General features: G+C 48.5%; 22 protein-coding genes and 3 pseudogenes. 5 read left to right on the forward strand and 20 right to left on the reverse strand.

Going from position 1 to position 24,994, the window contains the following annotated elements; all coding sequences use genetic code 11:
- Window positions 1-195: 195 nt before the first annotated feature.
- The 10 genes and pseudogenes from LA360_RS15040 to LA360_RS15085 all read right to left on the reverse strand — a co-directional run.
- Window positions 196-1,212 (reverse strand): DUF7309 domain-containing protein, encoded by a 1,017-nt coding sequence (locus LA360_RS15040; RefSeq protein WP_112482129.1) that lies wholly within the window; start codon window positions 1,210-1,212, stop codon window positions 196-198.
- Between the two features lie 4 nt (window positions 1,213-1,216).
- Entirely contained in the window at window positions 1,217-1,723 is a 507-nt protein-coding gene (locus LA360_RS15045; protein WP_022202179.1) for a YkgJ family cysteine cluster protein, read from the reverse strand.
- 81 nt (window positions 1,724-1,804) lie between these two features.
- A pseudogene (locus LA360_RS32145) lies at window positions 1,805-2,074 on the reverse strand (IS110 family transposase); the annotation flags it as partial.
- A 391-nt stretch (window positions 2,075-2,465) separates the two neighbouring features.
- Window positions 2,466-2,843: a cupin domain-containing protein gene (locus LA360_RS15055; protein WP_002594522.1), complete on the reverse strand. Its 378-nt coding sequence runs from the start codon at window positions 2,841-2,843 to the stop codon at window positions 2,466-2,468.
- A 53-nt stretch (window positions 2,844-2,896) separates the two neighbouring features.
- Window positions 2,897-3,898: a LacI family DNA-binding transcriptional regulator gene (locus tag LA360_RS15060; RefSeq protein ID WP_112482131.1), complete on the reverse strand. Its 1,002-nt coding sequence runs from the start codon at window positions 3,896-3,898 to the stop codon at window positions 2,897-2,899.
- A 23-nt stretch (window positions 3,899-3,921) separates the two neighbouring features.
- On the reverse strand, window positions 3,922-5,904 hold the full coding sequence (locus tag LA360_RS15065; protein ID WP_112482262.1) for an FAD-binding protein: 1,983 nt from the start codon (window positions 5,902-5,904) through the stop codon (window positions 3,922-3,924).
- 16 nt (window positions 5,905-5,920) lie between these two features.
- A complete protein-coding gene (locus LA360_RS15070) occupies window positions 5,921-6,685 on the reverse strand; it encodes a 3-ketoacyl-ACP reductase (protein WP_112482133.1) in 765 nt (254 codons plus the stop codon).
- 12 nt (window positions 6,686-6,697) lie between these two features.
- A complete protein-coding gene (locus LA360_RS15075; protein ID WP_112482135.1) occupies window positions 6,698-7,990 on the reverse strand; it encodes a TRAP transporter large permease in 1,293 nt (430 codons plus the stop codon).
- Window positions 7,987-8,523, reverse strand: coding sequence for a TRAP transporter small permease (locus LA360_RS15080; RefSeq protein WP_022202173.1), 537 nt, complete (start codon window positions 8,521-8,523; stop codon window positions 7,987-7,989). The genes LA360_RS15075 and LA360_RS15080 overlap by 4 nt, the downstream gene beginning before the upstream one ends.
- Window positions 8,524-8,577: 54 nt before the next feature.
- Window positions 8,578-8,946: pseudogene (locus LA360_RS15085) on the reverse strand (SDR family NAD(P)-dependent oxidoreductase); the annotation flags it as partial.
- A 331-nt stretch (window positions 8,947-9,277) separates the two neighbouring features.
- On the opposite strand from LA360_RS15085, the gene LA360_RS15090 reads away from it, so the two are divergent.
- Window positions 9,278-10,828: an IS1634 family transposase gene (locus LA360_RS15090; RefSeq protein WP_112482136.1), complete on the forward strand. Its 1,551-nt coding sequence runs from the start codon at window positions 9,278-9,280 to the stop codon at window positions 10,826-10,828.
- A gap of 70 nt (window positions 10,829-10,898) precedes the next feature.
- Here the strand turns inward: LA360_RS15090 and LA360_RS15095 are convergent, their stop codons facing one another.
- Window positions 10,899-12,182 carry a 4Fe-4S dicluster domain-containing protein gene (locus tag LA360_RS15095; protein ID WP_112482138.1) on the reverse strand — a complete coding sequence of 428 codons (1,284 nt, stop codon included), beginning with the start codon at window positions 12,180-12,182 and terminating at the stop codon, window positions 10,899-10,901.
- 336 nt (window positions 12,183-12,518) lie between these two features.
- Here LA360_RS15095 and LA360_RS15100 point away from each other — a divergent pair, with 336 nt between their 5' ends.
- A complete protein-coding gene (locus LA360_RS15100) occupies window positions 12,519-12,923 on the forward strand; it encodes a sigma-70 family RNA polymerase sigma factor (protein ID WP_022202170.1) in 405 nt (134 codons plus the stop codon).
- 199 nt (window positions 12,924-13,122) lie between these two features.
- On the forward strand, window positions 13,123-13,887 hold the full coding sequence (locus LA360_RS15105; RefSeq protein WP_022202169.1) for a LytTR family DNA-binding domain-containing protein: 765 nt from the start codon (window positions 13,123-13,125) through the stop codon (window positions 13,885-13,887).
- A gap of 235 nt (window positions 13,888-14,122) precedes the next feature.
- Here LA360_RS15105 and LA360_RS15110 read toward each other — a convergent pair whose 3' ends face one another.
- The 7 genes from LA360_RS15110 to LA360_RS15140 form a co-directional block, all read right to left on the reverse strand.
- Complete coding sequence (locus LA360_RS15110) at window positions 14,123-15,103, reverse strand: hypothetical protein (RefSeq protein ID WP_022202168.1); 981 nt, start codon at window positions 15,101-15,103, stop codon at window positions 14,123-14,125.
- A gap of 23 nt (window positions 15,104-15,126) precedes the next feature.
- Window positions 15,127-17,106 (reverse strand): clostripain-related cysteine peptidase, encoded by a 1,980-nt coding sequence (locus tag LA360_RS15115; RefSeq protein ID WP_112482140.1) that lies wholly within the window; start codon window positions 17,104-17,106, stop codon window positions 15,127-15,129.
- Window positions 17,107-17,182: 76 nt separating this feature from the next.
- Window positions 17,183-20,344 carry a hypothetical protein gene (locus tag LA360_RS15120; protein ID WP_022202166.1) on the reverse strand — a complete coding sequence of 1,054 codons (3,162 nt, stop codon included), beginning with the start codon at window positions 20,342-20,344 and terminating at the stop codon, window positions 17,183-17,185.
- 58 nt (window positions 20,345-20,402) lie between these two features.
- The gene (locus LA360_RS15125) at window positions 20,403-20,948 is read right to left on the reverse strand and encodes a hypothetical protein (protein ID WP_022202165.1); all 546 of its coding nucleotides are present in this window, start codon (window positions 20,946-20,948) and stop codon (window positions 20,403-20,405) included.
- 85 nt (window positions 20,949-21,033) lie between these two features.
- Window positions 21,034-21,429 (reverse strand): hypothetical protein, encoded by a 396-nt coding sequence (locus LA360_RS15130; RefSeq protein WP_225537548.1) that lies wholly within the window; start codon window positions 21,427-21,429, stop codon window positions 21,034-21,036.
- Window positions 21,430-21,514: 85 nt separating this feature from the next.
- Window positions 21,515-21,760, reverse strand: a complete 246-nt coding sequence (locus LA360_RS15135; RefSeq protein WP_002587328.1) for a spore coat protein — start codon at window positions 21,758-21,760, stop codon at window positions 21,515-21,517.
- A gap of 14 nt (window positions 21,761-21,774) precedes the next feature.
- On the reverse strand, window positions 21,775-21,948 hold the full coding sequence (locus LA360_RS15140; RefSeq protein ID WP_166433706.1) for a hypothetical protein: 174 nt from the start codon (window positions 21,946-21,948) through the stop codon (window positions 21,775-21,777).
- A gap of 218 nt (window positions 21,949-22,166) precedes the next feature.
- Here LA360_RS15140 and LA360_RS15145 point away from each other — a divergent pair, with 218 nt between their 5' ends.
- Both LA360_RS15145 and LA360_RS31915 read left to right on the forward strand, forming a co-directional pair.
- Window positions 22,167-23,099: a hypothetical protein gene (locus LA360_RS15145; RefSeq protein ID WP_112482142.1), complete on the forward strand. Its 933-nt coding sequence runs from the start codon at window positions 22,167-22,169 to the stop codon at window positions 23,097-23,099.
- Between the two features lie 11 nt (window positions 23,100-23,110).
- Window positions 23,111-23,250: pseudogene (locus LA360_RS31915) on the forward strand (transposase domain-containing protein); the annotation flags it as partial.
- Between the two features lie 125 nt (window positions 23,251-23,375).
- Here the strand turns inward: LA360_RS31915 and LA360_RS15150 are convergent.
- Entirely contained in the window at window positions 23,376-24,047 is a 672-nt protein-coding gene (locus tag LA360_RS15150) for a flavodoxin (protein ID WP_112482144.1), read from the reverse strand.
- A gap of 13 nt (window positions 24,048-24,060) precedes the next feature.
- A complete protein-coding gene (locus LA360_RS15155; RefSeq protein WP_112482146.1) occupies window positions 24,061-24,891 on the reverse strand; it encodes an SDR family oxidoreductase in 831 nt (276 codons plus the stop codon).
- Between the last annotated feature and the right edge of the window lie 103 nt (window positions 24,892-24,994).

A 24,994-nucleotide genomic window follows, 5' to 3' on the forward strand; every position in this document is an offset into this window, starting at 1 on the left:
GGCTTACGTGGCAATCTGTGTAGTCTAATAGTAAGTGCCTGGTATGACAGTGAACTAAAGTCCTATGATCCAAAAGCCACTGTTTTGTTGACCGTATTGCCTTATAGGCATTCGCAGTCATTCCCACCAAATCTTTACAAATTGATTTTTTCTTCGATTTCATTTGCAGGCATGACAAAGACCTCCTTTCCATTGCTACAGTCCGAATCGTTGCATTCCTAACATAAATTCATCCAACCCCCGCAATCTTTTTACTCTGCGGAGCTTGATTTTACACACATCACATATCTGCTCTAATCCCGCTTCCACAATTATATTCGATACTCTTATCTCCTTTGGTGATCCAAATTGGAATATAAAACCTATCAGGATTTCTGCTAACATTACAATCGGATCATCATCCGGTTCTAACATTTCAAATTTGATGATTGTTCCTGTATTTGCATCTCCCAACAATGACAATGCCGGATTCCCGGGACGTTCATATTTCTTATCCGCAACAGATACACCCAGTACTGATACATCCGCCTCTAAAACGGCATCACATTTAGGAGCTTTCGCAAGGTCTGAAAGCAATTCCTCATCTGTGATAAGCAAATTGCCAAATTGAAATGATGTAAATGGTAAAGGTGCCTCACCAAAATTCCATGTCTTTTTGTCTTTTCCAAATGAAAATAGAAACATATTCCCATGTTCAAAATCAACTTTAATATCGGTCTCGTTATAATAACGCAATGCCAATTCTAAATCCTGAAGATAAGTGCTCATCCGAAGCACCTCAGATTCATCCATATTATATGGATAATATCCAGGCTCAAAAGACAGAAAGTAAAGCCACTGATTTTTACCGCGGTATGAGTAACCTAAGTCTTTGATAAGCTTTCTCTGCTTACCGGTTAGTTCCTCGCGATTTCCCCAATAGCATGTAAGATTTTTCTGATTAAACATGGCATATTCCGGTTTCAGATTCATACTCTGCTGCATTGGAAGCATCAGAAAACTGTTAAGACCTTCATAGCCCTCATAAACAGCTATACCATAACAGTCTCCGCCCCGACCAAGTATACTATAAAATACAGTGTCCTCCTTAGCGCCACTTCTGACAGCAATCAAATCCATATCCCAAAGCTTTTCCCATGGTTTCAATTCTTTTATACGGGTTGCTACTTCATACAACTGTTTCCATTGTTCTAACAACGCTTCTTTTCTCATGTGTCTATCTCCTTCTGAATCCGTACTCCTGTTTCAGTCTTTCAAATATCTCAAAAGCTACCGGGCATATGGCGACAGTGTCCAACATGCCAAGCAAGCTACATAACCGTTCCGGCTGGTCTGTATATGGATACTTCTTGCAGCTATCCGGTTTGCAATCCCCTAATTTACAGTTGCCATCTTCCTGTAAAAAATCACAGGGCATATGCTTTGTATGATATCCAATACCGCACGCTTCTTTTTCCAAAAAGAAATCTATGAATTGCTCAACTGTAATACCCAAATATTCCGCATCTTTTTCAACATCCTCTTCCGGAATACTACCCTTATACATTTTACAACAATTCCTACACTTATTGCAATCATAATCAGCAAACAATTCTTTATGCAATCTCAGAAATTGTTTATCCAGTTCCTCTTCATCCGCATGTCCCTTCAAGAAACTACGGAATTTGTAATTCTCATCTTCTCTTTTCTTGGCTTCCATTCCTATCTTGTCTGGATGTATCATAAGACGCCTCCTATCCTTGCTTTTATCGTCGGTTTTTCCTTATTGAACTGGTTGTAATATTCAGCCCCAGATCCTCATCCTACCGGAAAGCTTGATATTGGCGCCTTCCAGCATCTTCTGGAGACTGTTCAGCTCCCTGGTACGTTCCCCAACAGGGCTTTTGCGGTAACGTACAAGTTCACGTAGTTCGCGCTGATCTTTATCAGGGATATAGCTTGGCTGGAGCAATCCGTGCTGCAGAAGATCAGCAATCCATTCCGCATCCTTTACATCAGTTTTCCGACCCGGAACAGCTTTCATATGGCTGGCATTTACCACCATTGCATTCAGGTCAGACGCTTCCTGCACATCCATCCGCTCAAGATGTTCACGGATAAACAGGCTGTCGCTGTGGATGTTCTGTTCATAAACCTTTGCCCAGGATTTTTCCAATGCTTTTTGTTCCCTGGATGTTAAAACGGAAAAACTGTCTGTAAGAGACAGCTGTTGGTAAGTGTTTTCCTTGAATGACATAGAGAATACCTTCTTTCGTAAGCTATCTCTATTATACAGCAAATGCGTGTATTATGCTTGTGCATACTACAAAATATATGAACTTTTCAAGGTGCTATAGTTGGGCTTTTGACCCCAACATCATAATAGGTCTCCTTATGATAATAGATTTTACCATAGAAGACCTATTGCCTGATAGCTATTTACAGAAAAACTTTCATACTCTCGGATTCAACTATTCTTACCCGTATTATTTTATCTCCCCGCTCTGCTCCTTGGCCCAGTGGTCCACCACAATACCGGGAGCATACACAAACATCATGTGCAGTTCCTCTTCCCCTGTGTTATACAGAGAATGTTTTAGATTACTTGGAATAAAAATACAGTCGCCTTCCTTTACCGGCTGTTTCTCGCCGTCTACCTCCATCTCCCCATGCCCTTTAAGAATCGTGTAGGACTCCACAGTCTCATGGTCGTGCTCCGGTATACCGCCGCCTCTATACACCACCACATAGCCCTGGCAGAATTTGCTGCCCTCCATGGCGCCATTCTGGCCCAGGATTACCCTGGTGCGTCTGCCGGCCGGAAATTCGGTTCCCTCTATGTCCCATATATTTACTTTTTCCATTTTATTCCTCCAGATTGTCTGGAACGTGACTGAAAATCGCTTTCAGACACACTCTAAGAAATCAGATTCTTCACAGACTCCCGTTCAATGAGCCTGCCTTTAAAATAAGTCTGGCTCTTATGCGCACAGGTCTGCGTCTTAATCTGCTCCATCAGCTGTTCAAATATGATTCCTGCCGTATCTGCCAGGGAATGACGCAGCGTAGTCAGAGGGGGATCCAGATATTTCACCTGAGGAATATCATCAAACCCAACCACGGATATATCATCCGGTATCCTTAACCCGCTTTTGGTAATTCCCCTGTACACGCCGTAAGCCATAAAATCATTGAACATGAATACGCCTGTGGGCCGTTCCTTATGGCGCATTAATTCAAGGGTTTTATAGTAGGCGTCGTCCTCGGATTCCACATCGCGGACAATATACTTTTCGTAGTCTTCTATCCCGCACTCCCCAAGGGCTTTGAGGGCCCCTGACAGACGTTCCCGGTTATATTGACGTTCCTTATCATTAATATAAAGGGCAATCTTTCTGTGTCCATTGTCTGTCAGGCACTTCACCGCCTGGTAAGCTGCATCAGCATTGTCAATATTAATACAGGGGGTATCCACATCAAAGGTACGGTTTACAATCACCATGGGAATCTCCCCTATGTATGGTTTCACATGTTCTACATCCTCTGTGGATGCAATATACAGTATGCCGTCTACAAACAGATATTTAAGGGTTTTAAAATATTCCTTCTCCTTTTTCACATCTCCCAGTGCATCACACAGAATCAGGGAATATCCTGCCTTTGTAGCGCATGCCTCCATATATTTTACTACCTCCGGATAATATGGATTCATGATATCCGGTATGATGAGGCCAATCAGCTTGCTGCCTCCTTTTTTCAGGCTCCTGGCCGCCAGATTGGGCTTATAATTCAAATCACTGACAGCTTTCATCACTTTCTCTTTTGTCTCTGGCTCTACAAATGCCACGCCTGACAGTGCTCTGGATACTGTGCTGGGAGAAACCCCTGCATATTTTGCAACATCACGAATTCCTACCATTGGTATTCTCCTTTAACCGTCTTTTACCTTATAATACCATCTTCACGGTAATCTTTCCAGACATTTTCAAACCAGATTTCCTCGCTGGGAAGGGGTCTGACCGGTCTCCAGGATACTCGGCAGGCTTTCCTGTCTGCCTCATAATAAATCTCCTGGAGTACGGTTGTATCCGTCTCCTCAGTCCTGTTCCTGAACCGTTCGTCCAAATGCGGGTTAGGTACTTGTCCCTGGGCATTATATACCAGATAGGAACCTCTGCTGATGCCCACTCTGGCGTCATAATCCTTCAGGGCCTCTAAATACACAAACTGGCTTATAAGAAGATGCTTCAGTTTATACAAATCCTTAAGCACTTCCGGTCCCTTAATCATGACCTTCTGCTCCAGCTGTTCCCTCTGTTTCAGATTTTCCTCAAGAGCTGTCCGTATCCCTTCCTCTGATCGGATGCATGCCCCATATTTGGTCATCCTGATTCCCAGTAACCTTCGATGGGCAGCCACATCCGTGAAACAGCCTTCAGAACCATGCAGGACGCGTTCTCCAAAGGCAGTCTCCTCTTCCACCTCTTTCGCATGGATGCCGAAGAACTGTTCCCTGCCGCAGGGTTCTCCCCCATATCGCTTCGCAATATACTGGCTGGCACGTATGGCGCCTACCTGCCCCGCGTTCAGCGCGCTTCCTCCCGGCCGGTATATGCCATGGGAGCCATTCACCTCACCTACCGTAAAAAGGTGCCTGATATTGCTCTCCCACCACTGGTTTCCTCCAATTCCTCCGTTGTTATGCTGGGCGCACACAGCTATTTCCAGATACTCTACCGACAAATCAATGTGATGGCTGCCGTAAACTTCAATGGCCGACGGATTCATATGTTTCAGCCGTTTATAGGGCGTATCCAAAAGTGCCCTGGAATTTTCAAGATATTCCCTGCCCTCACCTGTCAGATACCGGAATGAGATATTTCCTCCTTCCATCATCGGGGACGGGTTGTGCATGAAATCCAGAAAGACCCGTCTGCCCTTTAGGACTGTCTCCTGATAAACAAGCAGGTCGATGAGAGACGACCCCTGTCCTTCAACCTTTCTGGGGTCGAAGGGCCACTGATACCCCTTTAAGAAGATTGCGGTCAGAAGCTGTCCGGGCGTATCAAAATAGTCATTCAGGAATTCCCTTTCATGGCTTCCGTCCTGCTCCGCGGATATATAGCGGGGCAGGCACTGCTGGAATGTTCCTGACAGATTCCACCTGTGCTTTACAGATGCAATTCCGAACTGGGACTCCGTCAGATTCTTTGCCACGGCTCCCGCTTCCAGCAGTATCCCCATTCCTCCGGTCTGGCTGACAGGGTATACACTGGCCTGATACATCCCTGCTTCCCCGCCGGTGGCCCATATAATGTTAACTGCTGAAAATACGGCATACCGTTCATCCGCTGAGGCGGCCTTCCGTTTATTCAGGGCAATGATACCTGCTGCCCACTTTTCGCCGTTCTTCTCCTCTGTAAGCAGGCGCACGGCCTGATAGCCGTCAAAGAATGGGATTCCCCGTTCCTCTGCCTGGCGTTCCAGGCATTCGGTCATGTATTTGGATGTCAGCGGTCCTGCGGAAATACCTCTCTTAAGCGGGTCATGATCCGTCTTGTACCCCACATATTCCCCGCTCTTATTAAAAGGGAAAGGAACTCCAATATCCACCAGGTGGTAAAATGCCCTGAGAGAGCCGGCCGCCTCAGCCATGGCAATATCTCCATCCACACATCCCCCATCAAACAGGGTCTTTGCCATTTTCCGTACACTGTCTGGCTCACTGCCGCACTGGGTCAGTTTATAATAGGTCTGTTTGTCTGAACCCGTATTCCTGGACGTTCCCATGTACCGTCCCTCCGTAATCAGGGCAATATTTTTCTGCCCCAGCTTATGAAGAGTTACGGCTGCATTAAGACCGGCTGCCCCGGTTCCGACTATAATTGTATTGTATTGATAAAAAGGTATCCTGTTAATATCCATATGCTGAAACCACATCCTATAAGCGTTGGATGTGGAACCCTCCATCCACATCTATGTAATTGCCTGTCGTGTAGCAGAAATCATCGGAGCAAAACGCCCTGACCGCCTTTGCCACATCCTCCGGAACACCCCACCTTGCAATGGGAAACATCCCCTGCCTGATAAGTTCCGTATACTTTTCTTCCACCTGGCTGGTCATATCGGTACGGATGACTCCGGGCCTTATCTCATATACAAATATACCCTCAGGAGCCAGTCTGTCCGCAAACAGCTTGGTAAGCATGGAGATTCCCGCCTTTGAAACACAATACTCTCCTCTGTTAACGGAAGATACCTGGGATGAGCAGGATGAAATGTTGATAATTGTCCCACGCTTGCCTCCATACACAGGCTGTTTCATCATCTGCCGTGCCGCCGCCTGTGTCATGAACATGTTTCCTTTTGTATTGCTCCCCATTACATAGTCAAAGCTCTCCTCTGTCATCTCCAACAAATCAGCCCTTACTTTCGGTGCCACCCCTGCATTGTTGACAAGCACATGGATTTCCCCGAACTTCTCTGCTGCCTCCCGGACAATACGGATCCTGTCCTCAGACTTTCCTATGTCACCGGCATACCAGGCATAGGAGATGCCCGCTTCCAGGAGTATTTTGGTACTTTCCGGGTAAAAGGATTCATCGCGTGTAGCCATGACAGCAACATGATAACCGTTTATCCCCAGTTCCCGCGCAATGGCCAAACCAATACCCCTGCTTGCTCCTGTTACAAGTGCTGTCTTCATTTTCATTACCCCCTATTTCATAATCAGTTCAGGCAGCGTCATCGTCAACGCCGGAATGAATGTCACAAGCAGCAATGTAATGAGCATAGGAATATATAACGGCAGCATGGCCTTTGAAACTTTCTCAATTTTCATATTGCCAATGGCACATCCTGTAAACAATGCTGTTCCTACCGGCGGCGTACACAGTCCGATTCCCAGATTCAGCATCATCATGACCCCAAACTGGATGGGACTCATTCCGAACTTTGTCACAACCGGAAGCAGAATCGGAGCCATGATGAGTACCAGAGGTGCCAAATCCATGACGCATCCCAGCAAGAGCAGAATCAGGTTGATCAGAAGCAGTACCACAATCTTATTATCGCTGATGCCAAGGAGCAGGTTTGTGGCCAGGGTCGGCACATTCAGGTATGCCATCACCCATCCGAACGCGCCTGCCGCGGCTATGAGCGCATATACCATGGAAAGGGTTTTAATGGTATTTCCCAGCACGACGGGTATATCCTTAAAATGAAGCTCCCTGTATATGAAAAATCCTACAAACAAACAGTAAATGCAGGAGACTGCCGCTGATTCCGTGGCAGTGAAAAATCCCGCTGATACGCCGCCGATGATGATGACCATTGCAAGCATGGCGAAGAACGTATCCTTGGTAACCCTGAGGGCTTCCTTAAAAGGCAGCTTTTTTCCTTTGGGATAATGCTTCTTCTTGGAAATGATATAACACATGACCATAATGAAAACTCCCAACATGATGCCCGGGATATAGCCTGCGCAGAACAGGCTTCCCACAGATACTCCTCCTGCCACCATGGAGTACAGCACCATGTTATGGCTGGGCGGGATGATTAACCCCTGACAGGAGCTGGCCACGGTAACTGCTATGGAGAAATCCTTTTCATATCCCGCCTCCTCCATCATGGGTATTTCCAGCGCACCCAGGGATGACACATCGGCAATGGCAGAACCGGAAATGCCGCCAAACAGCATGGATGCGAGTACATTTACATGCGCCAGACCCCCGGTTATCTGCCCCACGCATACATTTGCGAAGGCCAGCAGGCGGCTGGATATACCGCCTGCAGCCATAATTTCCCCCATAAGAATAAAGAAAGGGATTGCCAGCAGTGAAAATGAGTTAAGCTGTTTGGACATCTGCTGCACCAGAGTCATAACAGGCACCTGGATATACAGCATGGTGAAGGCTGTGGATATAATCATTGAAAAGGTAATGGGGCATTTAATCATAATAAGCAGCACAAAGGTTGTGAGAAGGATTGCGATAGCTATATTTGGATTCATTCTTTTTCCTCCTCCTCTCTGTTAAACTTACCGGCATCATCGGTTTTCTTGTATTCTTTCAGGCCCATAATGTCCAGGACCGTAAAATAGATAATGGCAATGCCGCTGACCGGAATCATAATATACATCAGCGATGACGGCCATTTTGTTACCGGAAGCCGTGAATCCATGGTGGACAGCACCATTCTGACCCCATAGACCGTGAAAAAAGCACCTACCAGCAGCGTAATAATCCGGTTCAGCACATCCATTACATTCCTAATCTTTACCGGAAACTTATCATAAAACAGCTCCACGCCAATATGCAGGTTCTTTTCCGCACCAATAGCAATGCCCAGGAACGCCATCCAAATTGTAAGCAGCAGCGCCACCTCCTGGTTCCAGCGGATATTGGTCCGCAGTATGTTCCTGCAGAATACCTGGGCGCATATGATTACAATTACAACTGCCAGGACCCACCTGGCATAGCCATATATAACCTTGTAAAACAGATTGAAAATATCAATTAATACCTTCTTTATTCCTTTCAGCATCTTCAGTCTCCTATATGCCAGTCCTTTACTTTCCTGCTTCTACAATCTGGTCAATGATGTCCTTATAGGCGCCTTCAGATTTACGGCAATCACCTTATCAAACATCTCCTCCGGATATTCAAATGCATTCTTCCGAAACTGCATACCCGCATTATTACACAGGATATCCACATGACCGGCATCTTTCAAAAGACGTATCCACACCTCATCCACATCCGAAGAAACTGACAAATCCACTTTGTAACACCGGCACTCCCGCCCCAGATTTTCAACCGCCCTTCTGGTATCTTCCAAATCCCCAATATCCAGTGCAATGATATCTGCTCCTGCTCTGGCAAGTCCGGCTGCCATTCCTTTACCGATGCCTGTTGCACAGCCTGTAATCACTGCCCTTTTACCCGCAAGAGAAAACAATGAATCCATATGAAATCTTAACCTCCCCTCCTATGAAAACGGTTTCTTGTGTTGTTATGTACATATTAACTCATGAAAACGGTTTCGTCAAGAGTTAATTGTAGATTTTTGTTCAGTTTTAAAAACATTTCAGCAAAAGACGGAAAGGGCTGTAGATTTACGCTTCCCTTTCCGTCTTTCCTATAACCTAATCTCCCGAAAAAATTATACACAACCAGCTCCCTGATGTTGTGAATCCATTGAAAATACTAGGTTTTTAAGCATTCTCTCTTTACAAATATGTGTATAAATTATATAATATAAGAAGAAATATTATACACATATTTGAAGGAGCCGCGCCATGTCGTCATTGGTTTATGTCAAAAATCCAAATGGTAAAATCTATGTATATAGCAACGTTTCTGTTTATGATAAGGAAACCAAAAAGGTCAAACATATTCGCAAGAGCATCGGGCATCTGGATCCAGCAACAGGCGAAGTGGTTCCCAACCGCAGGAAAGGCGATATTGCCCGCAAAAAGGCTGAAACGAAAGAACCTGCTGGCCGCTGTGTTGTTGAAAACACCGGCATACAGTCCCTTTTGGATAAAGCTGTTTCAGACATAGGACTGACAGTACCGCTCACCGCAGTTTTTCCAGACGACTGGAAACGCATATTGACGTGCGCGTATTACCTTGTCAGCGAAGGCGGGGCATTATGTCATATTGAACAGTGGCAGCGGATGTATCCGCCACCATGCCGTTCTCTGCTTGCAAGCCGGCGGGTGAGTGAACTCCTTGTAAGGCTCACGCCTGCGCTGCAGCAGAACTTTTTCAGCAGGTGGATTGATGTAAACCGCCAGAAAGATGTCTATGCAATGGACATCACCAGTGTATCCTCCTACAGCGAATTGATTGACTTTGTCCGTTGGGGATACAACCGTGATGGGGAAAAACTGCCCCAGATCAACCTCCTTATGCTCACCGGCGTCACTTCCCATATGCCGCTGTATTACAGGATTATTCCCGGCAGCATAAAGGATGTGAACACCCTGGAGGACAGCATAGCGAATATATCCGTTTTGGACAGTCCGGCCTGTCATTTTGTCATGGATAAAGGCTTTTATAGTGAACCGAACCTTGACGCAATGTATGCCAGTCATAAGAAGTTCCTGGTCGGAGTGCCTTTTACGGTCGGTTTCGCTTGCAAGGCAGTAGAACGCTACAGGGATAGCATCCGTTCACATCACAATTACTGTGCAGTCTTTGGGGACGAACTGTACGCGGTCACGGAATCTTCCACGTGGAAAGGGCATCGATTCTATATCCACGTCTACCATGATAGTTTCAAGGCGGCGACAGACGAACGGAATTTTGACCATATCCTGCACTGCTGTTATGAAGAACTTATGGCTGGCAGACACGTAAAGGAGCATGCCTCGTATTACAATAAGTTTTTTCAGGTTCACAAAACACCTGTAAGGGGCATCAGGGTGGATTACAACGAGGAAGCCATCAGCAGGCATAAAAGGAACCATATCGGCTGGTTCGTGCTTGTAAGCAATCACATCAAGGATAAGACGAAAGCTCTTGAGGTGTATCGCGACAAGGATGCTGTTGAAAAATGTTTCGATGACCTCAAAAATGATCTTGACATGAAGCGTTTACGTATCCATTCGGCGGCAGCCATGGAAGGCAGGATTTTCATACAGTTTATAGCACTCCTGATCACAACCCGGTTAAAGCAGGTGATGAATGCGGCTGGATGGTTTAAAAATCATGACCTTCAAAAAGTAATAAGCGAAATGAAAACTGTCCGCAGTGTTAGTATAAATGGAACACGAAAAAAATACACCACTGAGCTTACCCCATTTCAAAAAGACATTTATGAGCTATATGGGTTGACCCCCTAAATATGTGTATAATTTGGACGGGATTTTAGGCTATAATTCTTATTGATACATTTTAAACCGGCCTCCCCGTTCACCCCTTCTCCCGTTTCGCCGCCAACAGCCGGTCCAGATAAACAGACTTGAACTGTTTGCTGGCCATGGCCTGCTTAAGAGGCGGCAGCTCCAGGATAGCACTGAACAGAGCGGCCATGGCCCTGTGGTTGGAAAAGGCCTGGTTATCAAACACCAGATTTGCCAGTGTTCCCTTCTCAATGGCCTGAAGAACAAATCTGTGGGTGCTGTTCACCGGAGTAATGATCTGCTCCGGCCTGCGCTCCATATGAATCGCCTTGACGCCGCAGTTCCTGGCGCATACACCGCAGCCAAGACAAATATCCTTATCCACCGCGGCACGCTTTTTTCCGTTCCCTCCATCCTCCATGGAAATGGCCAATACCGGACAGACCTTTGCGCACTTTCCGCAGCCAACGCATTGGTCCCCGGAAATATCAGGAATATAATTCGTGGTAGCCACCGGCTGCATGGGGCTGAACCGCCTGGCAGCCTGAAGGGCCTCACAGCAGCACCCGCAGCAGTTGCAGATAAAAGCCGGGTGCTCCCGCACATTTTCCCCTATCTGTACCAGATTGCTGGCATAAGAGCGCTCCAGTGCATCCAGTGCCTCCTCCTTGGAGATAAGTTTACAGTAATCCCCATGCTGGGCCAGGGAACGCGCCACATTGTCAAAGGTCAGGCACACATCCCAGGGAGCGTTAATCTCGCAGGGGTGGCCTGCGTGGAACATTTTATGACGGCAGTAACAGAGCCCCAGACCGATATATTCTGCCTCTTCCACGATGTGGGTCGCCCGCTCGTAATCCAGAATGTGGTTCATCCTGTCATTGGTCAGAACCGACTCCTGGACGAACACGCGGCCCAGCTTTGTCTCCGTGGCATAAAACAAGTCCTTGATGAAATCCTCCTCCACATTCATATACTGGTAATACAATTCACTGAGATACTTTTGGTCAATATCTCCTCTGGTCCTCATCAAAGCAAATTCAATGAATCCGGCCATTGGCGGGGGCATCACGAATTTCCGCACACCCTTGTCCCAGGAGTCCACCAGCAATGCCTTGCCGCACAGGTGGTCCAGCAGCTTTTCCGCCTTATACTCCGATGTGCCCCATATCTTTGCCGCCTTTTTTATAGTAAACGGGCGAACCGGCAGCAGCGCCACCCATTTAGCCTCCTTTTCAGAATAGAGAACCTGCAGTATCTTATACAGTGTCTCAGAGGCCGGGGCTCCCTGGGTAAACCAGTTGATACGGTCTCCCAGGTTCCGGTATGCGTCACGGGTTGTAAGATGTCCCATTGTCTTTACCTCCTCCTTGGATTTTCGTAGATTATTCCCGTTTTTTTCCCTGACATACCGCGGTGCGCCTGAACATTCATTCCTGTCAGCTATGCCTGGGCATATCCGGGCATGGAACAACCTCTTTACCATCTACTTTAGCACTGCAAAAAATAATATTCAACAGAAAGTACATCACATGCTTCCTCTCCACAAAATCCTGTTTTTCTTTATCGCTCTATACCATTCATCCGCCGAACCGAACATATGTTCTTATTTTTCTTGACAAAATCCCCCCTCAGTGATATCTTTAAAATACATCACATATTCCAATTTCCACATGAGAGGTGGAAAAATATGCAATATTATATACGCATTGATAACCGGAATGTATATGTCTCAGAAGAGATTTATAAATTATACTGCAAAGGAGAGAGGAAGGAGCGGTATTTCCGGGAATCAGATATTCATAACAAGACATTTTATTACAATGCACTGGATACAGAAGATTTAAACGGCTGTGATCTGTTTCAGGACACCCGCTCCAAGCCTGTGGATGAGCAGGCAGAAGAATCCCTGGAGCACTCCCTTCTCCTTGAGGCCATGAAGGACCTGGAGCCCAAAGAGAAGGATATCATACGCCGTATTTACTGTTACGACCAGTCCCTGCGCCAGATTTCCAGGGAAACCGGAGTTCCTGTAACCACCCTTCATTACCGCCATGGAAAAATTCTCCGTAAGCTGCGGAGCCTCATGGGCTGAAGGAAAGGTGCTGCACAGATTCTCACAGGCATTTTGGCCAAAGGGCCGCCCGCGCTGACATTCAGGTACCTATACACATACCTGTTGGCTCTGGACGGCCCTTCCTATCCGTTTTTGTCAGAACATACGTTCTGTTTATCGGATGAATCTTGTAACCACCTAATAATTGCTTTTACCCGGAACAAAGGAGGAATCTGGTTTGAATATTGTTATATCAACTGAACATAATCAGCTTTTCAGACAACTTTACGCAGCCGCGGACTCGGCCATCTCCGGCCGGCATCTGAGAGGCATGGAGCTATATGCCTTCAGAAGCCTGGCGCCGGAAGAACTCCTCAGGGAAGCGGCCGGCTCTCCCGGGCAGCTGTGGCTCATGTTCTTTGACAGCGACAGCCGGCCTGACTGGACAGATGTCCTGGACAGGCTTACAACATACAGCAGTCAAATCATGGTCTGCGTGGTGAGCAGTGATTACAGCACCGCGGCCCGCCTGGTCAACAGCCGCTCCGTGCGCGGCATTGCAGGTTATATCCATCCTGTCCATGACAATTTAGAGCGCTCCTGCCTGAATATCCTGACCTACCTGAACCGCCGTGTGAATTCCGCAGACGGATTTCTAATCGTGCACGGCAGCAGACAGGAAGCCCGGCTTCCCCTTTCCAGTATTTATTATATAGAAACCGTAAAAGGGACTCATATGTGCAATATACACTGCTCAGACGGGGTATATACGTTCCGTTCCGGTATAAAAGAATTGTCAGAAAAGCTGGGGCCGCCTTTTCGTCAGGTCCGGGCGTCCACCATTGCCAATCTGTCAAATGTCCGGTCCTTTGAACCAAATCCGGGCATCCTTTCCTTTACAGGCGGAATTTCGTGCTGCTGCTCCCGCAGCTACAGGCATGATTTGTCCGATTATTTCCGCGGGCATCCAAGCCATGCGCGCGCGGAAAGGGGAGGCGGATGATGGAAAGGCGACAGTGAAGAGACTGCCCGAAGCACATTGAAAGGGCAGAGAATCTCACCTCTGCCCTTTCTTTCCATACCCTTATAAACTTTAATTGTCATTTCTCTGCGGCCACACGAGTGGCCGTCCTTCTGTCCCCTGTCAGGATAAAAATAACTGCCGTTCCATCATCCGCCGTCTGGTAAGTCCCTCCGGTACCTTTCCTGCCGCTTTGTTCCACTTTACTGTCTGCAACCTACGTGGTTCCTGTTTTCGTGTCCGGCGGCGGCACCGTCCCTCCCGTATATTCACTGTCCTCGTATGCGGCCAGAGCAGGTGTTTTTCCTTCTGTTTTGTCAGGCGCTATATTTTCCAGTTCCATACCCGTTTCATTTTCCCCCCAGATTCTTCCCGCGATAACGGAATTCTCCACGGATTCTTCCTCCGGAAAATGCAGAACGCCGTTTTTGTCCACCTGTACCATAAAACGTGTACCAAACCTTGCCATCTGTCCATTCCGGTTAAAGTAATACGGCTTTCCTTTGATAAGCTGAATACCCTTAACCATTGCAAAGTCCGGCCCAAAATAGTACCAGTTATCTTTATAAAAATACCAGTTATCCCGCACGGCATGCCCCGAACCGTCAAACCAGAACCACTGCCCTTTGTCCTGATACCAGTCATTGGACACATACCGTTCCGGTTCCAGATAAAAACGGACCCCTCCATCTTCCTTGACCCATCCTGTGGGATGGGGTGATGGGACCGGTGATTCGCATACCTGAGCTGAATAATCAATATCCTTGAGTTTCAGCACACTGACCCAGGGCGTGTCCTGCGCTCTTGTCTCCACCGTACCATAATTGATTCCCTTAGCCTCGATGCATTTCCCATTTCCAATATACACCCCGATGTGTCCTGGTTTCCAAAGGGCCCAGCCTGTCATTGATTCATTCAATGTCCCTATGGGTTTCACCTCCCGGGCAGTCTCCCTATAATTGGCGCTTCCCCTCAATATGCCGGTACACCATGTAATCAGGCCGGAACAATCCGTACAATGCTTTCCCATGAAACTGCGCGCCTTAGTTATGTACTGGGATGTGTAGACCTTGGGATTCTCCGCTGCCAGCTGTTGCAGCAGCGCTTCCGTCAGGATCTGCCCCTTCATGCCGAACACATATGGCGTGCCCAGCTTTCCCTTGCAGAATTCAATCAGTTCCCTGCTTGTCTTACTCATGATTCATTTTCTCCTCTCTCTGTTCACGAACCGTTATCTTCTGTCCCCATGCCGATAAAATCCGTATAGTAAATATTCTGCCGCACATCCATCAGCATGAAGCCGTAAAGATACCCGTCCCCGGATGCAGGCACTGCCTCTAACAGCATATCATCCGGTTCCTCTATATAAAATTCAGTTCCCATATAGTAGCTGTCCGTGTAGTACCTGTCCTCCATGATTTGGCCTGCAGCATTACCAGTATTACCGGGAGCCTCCCCCACATCCTCCATACGCTCAACCAGATAAAGCGGAGTCACCCGGTCCCCCTCCTTTAACTCATAAATCTGCTTTGCAGCTTCAGAGGTCTGGCCTGCCGGTGTCACGGAAAGAATCTGCCCGTCTTCATGCTCCTCGTCAAACCCTATCCGCATGGTGCACAACTCCCCGTTATAGAGCACCGGGGCCATATATTCCGTGTATGCATCCAGATTCATGGTCTCAATGAGACAAAGTACCTGTCCCTTCATCCCCATATAGCTGTCCTCCGGCGCTGCCCGCAGGGTTCCGTCCACGCCAATATCCACATCACTGTCTGTACAGAGAAGGTAATAATATTCATCATCCCCCGCAGGACAGAACACAGCCAAATACGCTCCTGTCACATCAGAAGCATCCTCAGGGGCTATGCTGATTTCCACGGTGCCGTCCTTATGCGCACTAATATTTCCCCATTCCACTCCGCTTTCCCGGGCCAGATACGCTGCATATCCGTCTGTCAGCCGCCTGTAGGCACTGCAGAATCCCGTGGTGTCATACGTTTCCAGTTCCTCACTCAGATAGGGATTGGAGCCGCTTGGCAGGTATATAGTCAGACCGCTTGGATTCACGGGATAGCCTTTAGCCCACTGTTCCGCCACAAGCCTCCTCATCCGATTCTTCAATGTCTGAAAGGCATTTTCATCCGGATATACCCTCTGGCAGGCATTCAGGAATTCCAGCACATCCACCAGCTCCGGAGAACCGCCCGCCTGCCTGCTGCCAAATGCCAGCATTTTCATTCTGTCCCTTCCCAGTTCTCCGTACAGCTCTTCCCGCAGTTTCTCCGGTATCCCGTCCACATATTGATGAAATACCTCATGAAATGCCGGATATTCCTTCATATCCAAAAGGCTCATTGCAACAGGCGCAGTGCCCGAGGCATAGCAGGCACCATATGCCTCCACCATGGACCGGCCCACCGCCTCTCCCCATTCCATATCAGGCGGCAGGCTGTCTCCCAGAGCCGTCATCCATCTGTAATCATATCCATGCTGGGGTTCCAGCTCCGGAGATGCAATAACATAATCGGCATATCCATCCAGACAGCCGGCAGTCTCCGCACTTCCCATAAGACAGGCGTCAAACGCCACAAAGTCAAAGGCACTGTCTGCCATAACTGAATGGCCCAAAGCCTCCCTTATCTCCTCCAGTGAGAGCCCATCCCCGTCAAAATGGCTGTCGCTTCCGTATCCTCCCACCGGACCGCCTCCATGATTCCACAGAATCAACCCATAATGATTGGCCGGATAAGACCGGACACCGTAGTTGATAAAATCCGTCAGTGTATCCGCATCCCCCATATTCCTGATTTCCATGGATTCCATGGATGATATTCCATCCCCTGTCAGGGGAAATCTGGCATAGGGTACGCCATCCATTTCATCCAGCTCCCACCGGGTGGAACCGCCTGCCTCAACCACTACATGGAGGGAAGGTGATTTTCCTTCCTGCTCCATCACCTTCAATGCATCCATCATTTCCCAAAGGTCCGCTGTGGCGGCGCCGTAATCCCCCTCCAGGTCACTTCCGTTCATATAAACCATAATTGTACTGTCCGCCGCCTCTGCCGCCTCTGCATATTCCTTTACCTGGATTCCCTGACGCTCAGAGCCGCTTACCGTATAGAGAGCTGCTCCTGCCAGCAAGGCGCTGAGGGCCGCCGCGATTCGCGGCGCAGTGACCCTCTTTCTATTTTGTTCCATCTGCCAATCTCCTTTTCATTATCACTACAAAATCATTTTGCCGTTTCGTATCTTTACCGCCTCGCGTCTTACCGCTTTACAGCCTGCTGTCATACCTGCCCTTGCGGCTCCTGTTCCTCATTACACGCACGTTCTCAGAAGTCCTGGCCCCAAATTCCTGCCTTGCTTCGTCCATATACTGGTGAATCAATCCCTCCCGGGATAGATTAATGTAATTCTTGCCGCTGCGGTCCACAGGGAAACTGCGGTACATGGCTTCCTCGGTCTTATTCAGCACGCGCTCCATACTCCCTTCCGCCGGGGACAGCGCCTTCTTCTGTTTCCGCTCACCAGTCTTCTTCTTTTGAAGCTTAGCATACGTCAGCATCTGTTTCCTCTGGCTCTCAACCGCGGACATGCTCTTCTTTACCTCATCATACAAAAGCTTTGCCTGGTCGTAATTGTGAATAACATCCTTCAGCTCAGACAGCTCCTCATCCCGGAACACCCCCTCCTTCTCTTTCAGGGTAATCTTACGCTTTAATCCGCCCATGGAGCCGGACAGCGCCTTCACATCCCCGGCCTGTTCCCCCGTAGTCAGAATACCGCCCACACAGTCCAGAGCGTTCATATACTCCTGGTTCATCTGGTCAAAGTCAGACATGGGTTCGCGAAACTCCCGGATATAAGCTTCCTGCATGGAACGCATCAGCCTTGTGGAAGATTTCATCTGCTCCCTGGCTCCCGCCAGGCGCCTGCACTGTTCTTCTATGGTATATGTTTCGTGGCTGTACCTCCTGAAATTGCTGCGGAAAGCCCCATCCTCAATGTGGTCCAAATCATTTTTCATCCGCCCGTTCATATTGCCTGATACCGTGCCTGCCGCATCGGATTTCAGCGCAGAGTGGCCCATTTTTGTCTCATACCGGTAAGTCTTTCCCAGGGCAACAAACTCAATGGATGCCCTGAATTCCTGTTCGCCCATGTCAGCCTTGCCATACAGCTCCAGCCGGTTGATATAGAAGAATGACAATGCCCCCTGTATCACGGCATTTACCGCTTTCATGACACCCTCTCCAACCTTGCCGGCCAACTGCACCGCGGCTTTGGCCACCTGAAGAGCAGCTGTTGCCACCCCGATTGCCACATATACTCCGGCCTTGGCCACCTCATAGGCTCCTATCTCAATTCCCTTGGCAATGGCCACAAACGCTTTCTTCCACCACTTGGCATTCCTGATGGATCGTTTGCAGTCCTCAATTTTACGGTTCAGGGAATCAATCTGCCCATACAGCTCATTTACATGGGCCTGGGCTCTGTCAATCTCTCTGGCAGCATTCTTAATCTTATCCCTGAGCCGGTCAATGGCTCTGTTGATGCTCTCCTGTACTGCCTTCAGTTTTTCCGCCAGCTTGGACGTATCAATCACCAGACGGAATTCAAATCCGCCCCGGTTAAAATCCTGGTAATTCACCTTCAGATGGATACTCACATCAAAAACCGCCAGCCAGTTAAACCGCACATCGATGGATATAAGCCCCTTGCAGAAGATAATTCTGGTCTCAAAATACAGGATGGACAGCAGCTCAATCCTTCCGTCCAGATAGAACGTCACATCCTTCTTGCCTGCGGACAGGAAGAATACGATACCCTTCTGTTCCTTGCCCATAAACTGTCTCAGCACACTGTCCGCGGGCACAGGAAGGGCTTCCCCGGACTCCTGCCCGGCTTTGGAGGGACCCAATTTCAGGAAACCCAGATTAACCTCCGGTATACGTCCATACGCCAGCACCCCATCCCCCTCCCGGAAGGAAAACAGAACCTCGAACCGGACCTTAAAAATCTCAATGACTCCGCATACAAAGATTCCCCGTTCCACCGTGTAGCTGCCCAGCCTGGTATTCACATCCGCATAATAAAACTGGGCCGTAAGCTTGATGCCGCCTGAACCGTCTATGTAATAATGACGCATCCGCCGCTGGTCCACCAGGTCCACCCCATCCCCAAAGGGAGAAGCCTTTACCTGAGCCTTGTCCAATACCAGGCTGTTATCATGGACTCTCTGGTTAAATGCCTCTGCCAGCCGGGATCCGTTAGCATTCTTAACCAGTTCCCGGTCAAAAGCCTGCATGTCCTGGAAAGGAAGCCCTAATATACGGATAAAATCAATGCTGTCAAGGCCGTCAAAAGAAAGCCCCAGCAGATTTCTCACCAAAATGGGAATGGACAGGTCGCTGACTGCTGCCGACAGCAAATCCAGCTTTGGAACCGATCCGGCCACAGTAAGCATCACAGCCCCAAACAGGTGAATTTCCCGTATATAAAGATTGGCAAACATGGCAAAGGACGGCCCCTGGTCAAACCCTATGGCCAGGCAGGTATCCCCTATGGAAAACGGGCCTGCCAGATGAATGGGCTCCCTGACCTCCCCAAAGGCCTCCACCATAAAGCGGGTCCTGGATATGCCGCAGTTTACATGAAACTCCATATCCGGCACAAATACAAACCGAAAGGTACCCTGAAGGGCCAGTGACAAGGCGCTGCTTCTAAGCCCAACTGCCAGACACATGTTCCTGCTCTCCATAAAACTGTTTTTGCTTGCCGGAATTGCCGCCATACACAAAAATCCGTCTTCACCTGCTCCCAGAAAAAGCTGCGTCTCCTCAAGGCCGAACAGCTCCCTGACTGCCCTCTCAAACACGCTGTCTCCATTCAGTTTCAAATGGGAGTATGCCAGAAAGCTGCACCTGTCAATCTGAGCCGGAAAAGCCTCGGCTCCCGGCGCCCCATCCATCAAATCTCCGGGACTCAGCCCCTTTCCCACACGTCCGAAGAAATAAAACTGCTCCATCCCAAAAAAGTCTGCTGCTTTCTTCACCGCATCCATAAGGGAGGATACCTGCGCGTTTCCCCTATTACTATCTGCTGAAAATGAAAAAAGAATGGCTGCGCTTCCCCTGCCTGCTGCTGCTTTAAAATACAGCCCCGGTTCTCCATAACCCAGGGCTGTGATTCCATGAATGCAGGAAAGAGCGGCACGCTTATTGGAAGCATGGACCAGACCGGAGGCGTATCCTCCGAATTTGGAAGCCATTTCACCATCCACAGCCTCCAATAATCCCGCAGGCCCCCTCTGGTCCATCTGAAGTTCTCCGCAAAAAGACAATTCGCTCTTATCATACCAGACAGCCAGCCTGGCCGGACACCCCCTGACGGCGCCCTCTACGGCTATGCTGCACGACATCTGCCTCTGGTTCATTCCTGCCGCTCCTTTCCCGCAATCTTTCCATGATGCATTGTATATTACGTTTCTTATGCTACTTGGCGGCCTGACTCTTGTCCGGCAGTGCAGCCACGCCCAGGTATTCGTCCACAGTAATCAGGGCCATCTTGTCCACTACCTTCTTTCTGTCCGTATTCCAGACAGAAATGGAAAGGTTCGTCACATCCACAATGGGCTTAATGGTTTCCGGTACCAGGCCTTCTGTCACCACCTGCAGCTGAAACGCATACTCCAGGACAGAATTCTCTCCCTTTTTACAGATGTACAGATAAGCCATCTGAAGCTTGATTACAATATCTTCCAGTTTCATGGATGTGGAGCCGCCCTCCTTGGCGGCCTCGGTCATGGCTTTCTCAAGCTGGGCCGTATCCACGGCAGTATCACTGCCTGTCACGCCCCTGGCCATCTTCTTGATATCGTCAATCAGATCCTTTACGGAAATACCGCTGTCCGGCGTCTGTTCTGACGGAATCAAAAGAACTGCATATCCTCCCTCATTTTTTTCATACATGGCATGAAGCTGGGTCCCAATCAGGGAAAAGTCAATACCTATTGAAGCTTTTAATGTGTTGTTTTCCATTCTGCTGCTCTCCTTTTCTTAATTATTTTTGTATACTATCTATCATCAATACAGCCCTCCGGATGGCTGCAAAGCCATCATACCGTTAAAATGGTACCGGCTGCGTCTTGACGGCATCGTTTGGATGATTACCGGCATGAATGGCGTATTTTCTGCAGTTTACACGTCCATTTTTCCAGTTCCCCCAGATGTTCCTGCCCCCTCCTTCCGCATACAATATACACTCTTTCTCTGTAAGCTCCATTCCCTTAACCGCGGCATAGGTTCTCCATACCAACTGGCTGTAAGAATCTGAAATCATCTGTTCCTCCCCTCCAAGAGTACTGTTCCTGTCACGGCACAGATCCATCTCATCTGCCAGACGTATAATCCCCGCGATACACAGCTGCCGCATACCATCGGAAAGCATGTTTAACGGCATGGACGGGCGGAAGGACGGCGCCGTTGGACGGTATGTTTGGGCAGCACTGTTGGGCGGCATGCAAAAAAGGACGTTAAGCCACGGACCATTCCATAGCTTAACGTCCTTTCCTCCAATCAGTCTATCAAAACACAGTCAGGCCGGATTACATACCTGCAAACTGATTCTTTACCTTCATGATTTTCTGCTGTTCCGCCTGCTCCGTCTGATACCATCCCTTGGCGGACATCTGCTTATAGATGTCATCCTGCATACACAAGCTGTCATTCAGCGCCTGGTTAAAGGTCTGATGCACATCAGCCGTGGAAGACTCGATGGTTCCGTGAACATACAGGTCGCATACCCCCTTCTCGGTCAGAAGAAGGTTCTCCATAATACACTTGTCGTCCATTCTCTGCTTCCTCCTTATACGAGTTTATAAAAACTGTCAAAAATCTGCTGGTGCTTCTGTTCCATCTGCTGTACCTGATTTTTAAGGGCAGGATCCTGCAGATTCTGGATGGCTTCCTGGCACTGATTCATCAAAAACTGCTCATGGCCTAATGCATCCTCAATATAATTTAATTCCTTTGGACTCATAAGATATCACCTCCATGATTAGTATGCCGCCTGCCTACTCAGGATATGCATAAATCCGTATCTATCCCGAATTGGTTCGATGTAACGGGCTCAATACTAACAGTTCCCCTATTATTAACAAATAAAACTTGTAATTTTACCCCAAAATACAGTACAATAGTAATAGTAACATGTATACCGGCAGTCAATTTTCCGGAACCAACAAGGAGGGATATACAATGGCAAAAAAATCACTCATTATCGCAGCCTTGGCAGCGTTCCTCTCCATGGGCACTCTGTTCTCCGCCTATGGGCAGGAAAAAGCAATCACATCCATACCCTTGACATTTTCCTGGGACACAGCCCCAAAGGGCGGCGAACTGGTAGGCAATGTATATGCAGTATCCAGCACCAGTGAATTCAAGGTGGAAGGAGCCGTGTACGACAAAAAGGATGACCAGTGGGACTATGGCGAGAGGCCCGTCGTGGAGGTGGAGCTCTCCGCAAAGGACGGATACTACTTTTCCAGCACCAAACGCAGCATTTTTTCGCTGACCGGCTGCGGAGCCCAGTTTAAAACCGCTGAAAAGGACGGAGATGGTAGCGCTTTAATCCTTCAGGTGTATCTGCCTGCCATAGACGGTAATCTTCCTATTACCACATCCGTCAGCTGGAACCAGACCACCGCTGTGTGGGATAAGGTAAACGGGAGCAAAAACTACGAAGTACGCCTGTACCGGGACAAAATACTGGTAACCACCCAAAAGACGTCCGAATCCACCTATGACTTCAGTTCCTACATCAATGTAGAGGGAAATTACACATTCACCGTACGGGCATTGGGCACCTACAGCTCCCAGGCCGGACCATGGACCGACAACTCCGAGCCCCTGACCATCCGCACCGAAGACACCTGGTTTATCACCAACGGAAAATGGGATAAGACCTCCTCCGGATGGCGCTATGTATATCCAAACAACGTCTACCCGGTAAACAGCTGGCGCTGCATCAGCGACAACTGGTATTACTTTGGACAGAATGGGTATATGGAATCTGATTGTTATGTAAAATCATCCGACCAGGATTTGTATTATTGGCTGGGAAGCGACGGAATCTGGAATACTGAGAAGGATACCGCTGCGCCGGAGTCCGGGGCGCGGGTTGTGAAATAGTGAACATATAAAACTGGCAGGTGCTTGATGCCATCAGCGGTGCAAAAGCATCTGCCATCATCTGCAGCATAGCAGAAACAGCAAAGGCAAACACTCTGAAACCATATGAGTATTTCCATACTTATTGTCAATAATAACTGAACATATGGAAGTGCTACCCCAACAAGCAGAAACTGCTTGCCAAGTAGCAACGCAGACGAAAACTCCGTAATAGGGGAGTAAATATCGTTCTACATTCGAGCAAGAGCGAACCGACCATCCATGCGGTAGACATTCTTACTTTAGCCACTCCGTCACAGATTGCTCCGCTACCGCTTTATCATTTTGGGCGGTCGTTCCTGCAATAGCCAAGCCGGTTTTTACAGTTGCACCTGGGCAAGCTGTGCTGATATTTTCAACAGTACCAGACAGTCCGCTTCCAGCATGAGTGCAGAATGAGATAATTGTCTTTCCCGCAAAATCATTGCTCTCCAAAAACGTATAGACCGCCATAGGCATATCGCCCCACCAGATCGGATAGCCAAGGTAAATTGTGTCATAGCTGTCTAAATTATCTATGCTTTCAGCCAATTCCGGGCGGGCCTTCTCGCTCTTTTCCGATTGGGCAATCTCGGTACATTCTTCGTAATTTTCTGGATAAGCATTTACTGTCTTTATCTCAAACAATTCTCCGCCAGTCTGCGCTGCAATGATCTCCGCAACGATAGCAGTATTACCTTTCTCAATAACACCCACGTCATAGTTTTCGCCGGTACGAGAGAAGTAAGCCACCAAAATGTCATTATCGTCCTCCCGCTCTTTTTCGGATATTTCGCCAGGAACGTCAGATTCAACCGAGACTATCGACTCACTTTCAGATGGGACAACGGAAGCTGTTTCATTTGAGGAAGATATTCCGCAAGCGGATAAGATGATAGCAAGCAAAACAGAAACAGCGGTTTTTAACATTCTACTCACTCCCTCACGCCTCCGGCTTCAGTGGACCATAGTAATAGCTGGAAGTTGCGCCGCCATCAATCAGGAAGGTGGAGCCTGTGATAAAAGCACCCTTGCCGCTCATCAACAGTTCGGCAACATTTGCCACTTCATCCGCCGTACCGGGTCGGCCAGCGGGGCATTTGGCGAACATATTCTTGTAAAAAATCCCACGGGGGCCGTTGAACTCGTCCAGAGCCAACGGCGTGACGATAATGCCGGGGGCAATATCATTCAGTCTTGCCCCTCTCTCACCCCACTTGACGGACTCCGCCATAACCCGTTTCTCGTTGCACCGCTTGGCCATCTGGTAAGCATGGAGAGTATCACGGATGTTCTCCGGCTGAAGGATGTCCAGCGACAGCAGTTCCTCGGTGGGCGTGGTAGCCAACAGCGCATCCTCCGCCGCTGTCAAGGTGGGCATCCTCCAGCCGGATTGGCTGGAAATGGTGACGCCCACGCCGCCGGGGGCAATTACTTTGCCCACTTCTTCCAGCAGAACAGCGGTCCCATAGAGGTCAACCTTCAAGATTGCCTCAATGGGCGCCTGGCTGGGGGAAACGCCCGCAGCATTCACCAGCATGGTAATGGGGCCATATTTCTGTCCCTCGGCAATCAAGGCGAGAATGGATTCCCGGCTGGACAAATCCATTTCCATGGGAACCACGTCAAAGCCCGCCTCATTCATCGTCCTGGCGATTGCCTGCGCATTTTCCGGCTTTTTATCGCCCACTACGATTTTCATTCCGGCGCCCATCCTGCGGGCGATTGCCATGCCGATCTGTCCGGCTCCGGTCAAAAGCATTACTTTTTTCATTGAAATCCCCTCCAAAGTTCAATACGTTGAGGCTGTGGTCTTTCCTACAAACCATCTTTCGTTTCGCTCCAAAAGATCCATTTGAAGCTGAATCCGCCAGGTA

This window comes from Enterocloster clostridioformis, assembly GCF_020297485.1.
In the GTDB taxonomy this organism is placed as follows: Bacteria; Bacillota; Clostridia; order Lachnospirales; family Lachnospiraceae; genus Enterocloster; species Enterocloster clostridioformis.

What these genes read in the sequence shown, in the direction of transcription:
- LA360_RS15125 (WP_022202165.1), bottom strand. Translation starts at nt 20,948, where the DNA reads ATGGAAAACAACACATTAAAAGCTTCAATAGGTATTGACTTTTCCCTG.
- LA360_RS15095 (WP_112482138.1), bottom strand. Translation starts at nt 12,182, where the DNA reads ATGGGACATCTTACAACCCGTGACGCATACCGGAACCTGGGAGACCGT.
- LA360_RS15115 (WP_112482140.1), bottom strand. Translation starts at nt 17,106, where the DNA reads ATGGAACAAAATAGAAAGAGGGTCACTGCGCCGCGAATCGCGGCGGCC.
- LA360_RS15040 (WP_112482129.1), bottom strand. Translation starts at nt 1,212, where the DNA reads ATGAGAAAAGAAGCGTTGTTAGAACAATGGAAACAGTTGTATGAAGTA.
- LA360_RS15135 (WP_002587328.1), bottom strand. Translation starts at nt 21,760, where the DNA reads ATGGACGACAAGTGTATTATGGAGAACCTTCTTCTGACCGAGAAGGGG.
- LA360_RS15080 (WP_022202173.1), bottom strand. Translation starts at nt 8,523, where the DNA reads ATGCTGAAAGGAATAAAGAAGGTATTAATTGATATTTTCAATCTGTTT.
- LA360_RS15145 (WP_112482142.1), top strand. Translation starts at nt 22,167, where the DNA reads ATGGCAAAAAAATCACTCATTATCGCAGCCTTGGCAGCGTTCCTCTCC.
- LA360_RS15060 (WP_112482131.1), bottom strand. Translation starts at nt 3,898, where the DNA reads ATGGTAGGAATTCGTGATGTTGCAAAATATGCAGGGGTTTCTCCCAGC.
- LA360_RS15090 (WP_112482136.1), top strand. Translation starts at nt 9,278, where the DNA reads ATGTCGTCATTGGTTTATGTCAAAAATCCAAATGGTAAAATCTATGTA.
- LA360_RS15155 (WP_112482146.1), bottom strand. Translation starts at nt 24,891, where the DNA reads ATGAAAAAAGTAATGCTTTTGACCGGAGCCGGACAGATCGGCATGGCA.
- LA360_RS15150 (WP_112482144.1), bottom strand. Translation starts at nt 24,047, where the DNA reads ATGTTAAAAACCGCTGTTTCTGTTTTGCTTGCTATCATCTTATCCGCT.
- LA360_RS15100 (WP_022202170.1), top strand. Translation starts at nt 12,519, where the DNA reads ATGCAATATTATATACGCATTGATAACCGGAATGTATATGTCTCAGAA.
- LA360_RS15075 (WP_112482135.1), bottom strand. Translation starts at nt 7,990, where the DNA reads ATGAATCCAAATATAGCTATCGCAATCCTTCTCACAACCTTTGTGCTG.
- LA360_RS15130 (WP_225537548.1), bottom strand. Translation starts at nt 21,429, where the DNA reads ATGCCGCCCAACAGTGCTGCCCAAACATACCGTCCAACGGCGCCGTCC.
- LA360_RS15055 (WP_002594522.1), bottom strand. Translation starts at nt 2,843, where the DNA reads ATGGAAAAAGTAAATATATGGGACATAGAGGGAACCGAATTTCCGGCC.
- LA360_RS15140 (WP_166433706.1), bottom strand. Translation starts at nt 21,948, where the DNA reads ATGAGTCCAAAGGAATTAAATTATATTGAGGATGCATTAGGCCATGAG.
- LA360_RS15045 (WP_022202179.1), bottom strand. Translation starts at nt 1,723, where the DNA reads ATGATACATCCAGACAAGATAGGAATGGAAGCCAAGAAAAGAGAAGAT.
- LA360_RS15070 (WP_112482133.1), bottom strand. Translation starts at nt 6,685, where the DNA reads ATGAAGACAGCACTTGTAACAGGAGCAAGCAGGGGTATTGGTTTGGCC.
- LA360_RS15120 (WP_022202166.1), bottom strand. Translation starts at nt 20,344, where the DNA reads ATGAACCAGAGGCAGATGTCGTGCAGCATAGCCGTAGAGGGCGCCGTC.
- LA360_RS15110 (WP_022202168.1), bottom strand. Translation starts at nt 15,103, where the DNA reads ATGAGTAAGACAAGCAGGGAACTGATTGAATTCTGCAAGGGAAAGCTG.
- LA360_RS15065 (WP_112482262.1), bottom strand. Translation starts at nt 5,904, where the DNA reads ATGGATATTAACAGGATACCTTTTTATCAATACAATACAATTATAGTC.